Raw genomic sequence first — 3,438 nt, forward strand, 5'->3', positions numbered from 1 at the left:
AAGTACCCTGGCAGGATATCAAGGATTTCCGAAATATCCTGATTCATGAATATTTTGGAGTTGACCTCGAAATTGTCTGGAAGGTGATTCAGGAGGAACTCCCCATCTTATTGCATTCGGTTTCTTCTCTGAGATAATTTATGGATAAATATGAAGTCTTTGACTTCTTTATGCTAAAACATTAGCCAAGTATTTGACCTCGCACTCAGGATCACGGGTTTATTGGACTTCCGACCCCGAACTCCGGACAACAGACTATTACCCACTTATCTGCATCAAATTTACGCTAATGAAAAACGATTCTTTCGCAAGGTGATTAAATTCCGCTTGTAAAAGTTAGAAAAGGAGTGACCAGAATGAACACTTCAATTGGTGAAAAATACGTTGTTGATGAGAATGGAAAAGCTACCGCGGTTATCCTTCCCATCGAAAGCTTTAAAAAAATACTCAAAATACTTCAAAATGCTGATGACCAACCTGAGGATCACAATTTTTATCAGTCGTATGAGTTCAAAAGATTGGTAAAAAAAGGAACGGAAGATATTAATATGGACAAAGCCAGTCCATGGAAGGATGTTTGGAATGAACTATGAAGTATATCTTACTCCAACCTCTCAAAAATCCATTAAAAAGTTGGCCAGGAAGTACCCCTCAATAAAAAATGACCTTTTGCATACTATTCAGGCTTTAGAGGTGGACCCGACTACTGGAGCCTCTATTCCAGGTTGGAACAACAAAGTCTGGAAGATCAGAACTGCAAGCACAGATGCAAAGAAAAAAAAGTGGAGGCTTTCGTACAATTTACTTTTGGCAAGAAGGGTGCAATAAGGTATATTTATTATTTACCTACGCAAAAAGTGCCAAGGTAGATGTCAATAGTAAGGAAATCGCCAAGTTTATTGAAGGCTTGTTAGATGAATAAGGCCAATTTGGCAGAGTATTCGTGGGGAGAAAAAGAAAAGAATTGCCCACTAATCTGCACTAATCATCACGAATATGATAAGTTTCTGCATCCGCGAAGCGGAAAAAATTGCCGAAATCACGTGGCACGTGAAATCGGTAAAAAAAGGATTTATTAGCCACCCCGATGAAACCCATTGAAATAAGCTCCGCTGGCCTTTGGCATTTCACAAGGCAAGCACCCTGAAGGGGACCCGGTTTCATGGGGCAGGCAGACAGGAAAGACAGACGGGAAATAAATATAAGAAATGCTGGGATAGAAAAAAGGGGCAAGGTTCAAGGGGCGAGGGGGCGAGGTTGGAAACAGGAAGAAGATGTAAGAAATGCTAGAATGCTGGGATGAATAAATGTTCACCGTTCAGGGTTCAACGTTCAAGGTTGGAAGAAAAGAATAAAGATAGAAGGATGTTTAGTTTATGGAACCCAGTGAGGTACGCAACTCTAAGACCTTGTCCCCCAATTAAATCCAGCACAGCTGGACTGCCATGGGCAGTATTTCATGGGGTAAATATTTCACAAGGCAAGCAACGCACAGCGTTCCTGCGTAGCAGGTTTTCATCGGAGCTGGAATTGAGAGGCAAGTTTAATTTTCAGGAAAAACTGAAGGATACCTCTCAACCTTTTGCAATATTGTAAAAAAATCATACTATTGATGTAGAACCCTTTCATTTTTTGTCTTGATATGAGAAAAAGACCTAATGCACGTTGAAAAACGAAAAATTCTTGATTACCTGCTCAACAAGGAAAAAAGTCGAGGAAAAGCTGCTTTCTTTATGAGTATGGGCTTTAAAGCTTCACATTGGGAGGTATTGGCGCAAGCCCTTAAAAATCAAGCCGTTATAGGGACAGTATCCAGCATTGTTGAATCGCCATACGGAATCCGCTATACTGTTGATGGTCCCATCGAAACTCCAAATAAACGCTCACCAATGCCCAGTATAAGAACAGTATGGATCAGAGAATCTGCTACTGAAGAATGGAGACTTGTTACCGCTTATCCTCTCAAAGGAGATACACCATGATTAAAGAACATGAGAATGCTGTTTTGACAGTCGATTTACCTTCTACGGGCCTTGTGGCTGGAGATGTTGGTGTTGTGGTACATGTATACAAGCATGCAAAGGCCTATGAGGTCGAATTTATTGCACTTGACGGGAATACAGTAGCGGTTGAGACTCTGGATGCTGGCAAAATCCGGCCAGTCCAGGAGCGCGAGATGCTGCATGTCCGCGACATGGCTGCAGCCTGATATGCTTTTTCTCAAGGCTAAGGAGGCCATTAAAGGCAGAAGGGTACATTATGTTGCGAGTTTAGTTATGTTGCCAGTATCTCGCTATACCCCGCCTGCCTTTAGAAAGCATATGGACAGGTTGATATTCGACATGTCACCAACCTTCCGAATTCTGCGCGTGGTAACTTTAGATGACATGGTCACCATACATAATGCTTTCCCGGACAGGAGGTTTAAGTTATGAAGTTAAATTATTACGATGAAACAGATTCTCTTTATATTGAATTTTCAGATGAATCGAGTGTTGAAAGTGTAAAGATTTCTGAGGGAGTTGTCCTTGACTATGATGCCCAAGGCAAACTTGTTGGGATCGATATAGATAACGCTGGGCACAAGATACAATTGCAGGATTTCTATCTCAAAGGTCTTGATCCTAACATCATGACAGTAGCTGCTTAGCATAGACATTGTTAAAAGTCTTCTATGCAAACGTATGAATGAGCTTTGATCATGGAGCAACAATTATTCGATGAACTGGTAAGCAGTCTTAAAGAAGCTAACGGAAGAAGGGGACAGTCTCTTATTGAGTTTGATTTCAGCTTATGCTATCCATTCTTTCAACAGCTCAACCACCAGTCTTAAAGGAGGTGTCCCATGCCCCGCATAGCCCGTTTTATCCGTAACGACCGTCAAACCGTTTACCCGGTTAAATAGCTTGAGGTTTAAGTATATATCCTATTATTACTGCACGTGATAAAAGTAACTGATATCTTCCATGGTATTCCCTATGCGCCTCAAGCTAAGATTTGAGCAGTCATTTATATTGGCTCAAATCTTATTTAACCGGGTGAACCACGTAATATCGCGTACTGCCCTGCCCGGCCTACCCATCAAGGATACTGACAAGGACTACCTGCTGGGGCTTATCAAAAGACTGAGCAGACTTTACTTTGTTGACGTGTTGGGATTTGCCATTATGGGTAACCATTTCCACTTGGTGGCCCGCATGCACCCTGAGGATGAAATTTCCAATTCAGACATCATCAAGAGGTGGCAGGACTATTATGGTGACAAGGTCGAGATGCCTGCTGACCGGATGGCTGAGGCCAAGAAGAGGCTTTGCAGCCTGGGTGCTTATGTAAAGGACATCAAGCAGAACTTTACCCGGTTAAATGCCGCGTAGCGGCCCCCGCACACCAACCTCCCTACCCCTTCATAGTACCTCATCATATATTTCCTCTCTCTAT

General features: G+C 42.3%; 6 protein-coding genes and 1 pseudogene. All 7 read left to right on the plus strand.

Features of this window, described 5'->3' with window-relative positions; genetic code table 11:
* A partial coding sequence (locus QZP87_RS14495) for a HepT-like ribonuclease domain-containing protein (RefSeq protein WP_291323643.1) occupies positions 1 to 137 on the plus strand: 137 nt, incomplete at its 5' end.
* Between the two features lie 219 nt (positions 138 to 356).
* Positions 357 to 593, plus strand: coding sequence for a hypothetical protein (locus tag QZP87_RS14500; RefSeq protein WP_291323638.1), 237 nt, complete (start codon positions 357 to 359; stop codon positions 591 to 593).
* Complete coding sequence (locus tag QZP87_RS14505; RefSeq protein WP_291323639.1) at positions 583 to 828, plus strand: hypothetical protein; 246 nt, start codon at positions 583 to 585, stop codon at positions 826 to 828. The genes QZP87_RS14500 and QZP87_RS14505 overlap by 11 nt, the downstream gene beginning before the upstream one ends.
* A gap of 830 nt (positions 829 to 1,658) precedes the next feature.
* Positions 1,659 to 1,982: a DUF6883 domain-containing protein gene (locus QZP87_RS14510; RefSeq protein ID WP_291323640.1), complete on the plus strand. Its 324-nt coding sequence runs from the start codon at positions 1,659 to 1,661 to the stop codon at positions 1,980 to 1,982.
* Positions 1,979 to 2,209, plus strand: coding sequence for a DUF4926 domain-containing protein (locus QZP87_RS14515; RefSeq protein WP_291323641.1), 231 nt, complete (start codon positions 1,979 to 1,981; stop codon positions 2,207 to 2,209). The genes QZP87_RS14510 and QZP87_RS14515 overlap by 4 nt, the downstream gene beginning before the upstream one ends.
* 222 nt (positions 2,210 to 2,431) lie before the next feature.
* Complete coding sequence (locus QZP87_RS14520) at positions 2,432 to 2,650, plus strand: DUF2283 domain-containing protein (RefSeq protein ID WP_291323642.1); 219 nt, start codon at positions 2,432 to 2,434, stop codon at positions 2,648 to 2,650.
* A 328-nt stretch (positions 2,651 to 2,978) separates the two neighbouring features.
* A pseudogene (locus QZP87_RS14525) lies at positions 2,979 to 3,359 on the plus strand (hypothetical protein); the annotation flags it as partial.
* Between the last annotated feature and the right edge of the window lie 79 nt (positions 3,360 to 3,438).

Source organism: Desulfonatronospira sp. (assembly GCA_003563255.1).
In the GTDB taxonomy this organism is placed as follows: domain Bacteria; phylum Desulfobacterota; class Desulfovibrionia; order Desulfovibrionales; family Desulfonatronovibrionaceae; genus Desulfonatronospira.

Excerpts from the sequence above, each read along its gene's own strand:
- QZP87_RS14515 (WP_291323641.1), top strand. The coding sequence starts at position 1,979 with ATGATTAAAGAACATGAGAATGCTGTTTTGACAGTCGATTTACCTTCT.
- QZP87_RS14500 (WP_291323638.1), top strand. The coding sequence starts at position 357 with ATGAACACTTCAATTGGTGAAAAATACGTTGTTGATGAGAATGGAAAA.
- QZP87_RS14520 (WP_291323642.1), top strand. The coding sequence starts at position 2,432 with ATGAAGTTAAATTATTACGATGAAACAGATTCTCTTTATATTGAATTT.
- QZP87_RS14510 (WP_291323640.1), top strand. The coding sequence starts at position 1,659 with ATGCACGTTGAAAAACGAAAAATTCTTGATTACCTGCTCAACAAGGAA.
- QZP87_RS14505 (WP_291323639.1), top strand. The coding sequence starts at position 583 with ATGAACTATGAAGTATATCTTACTCCAACCTCTCAAAAATCCATTAAA.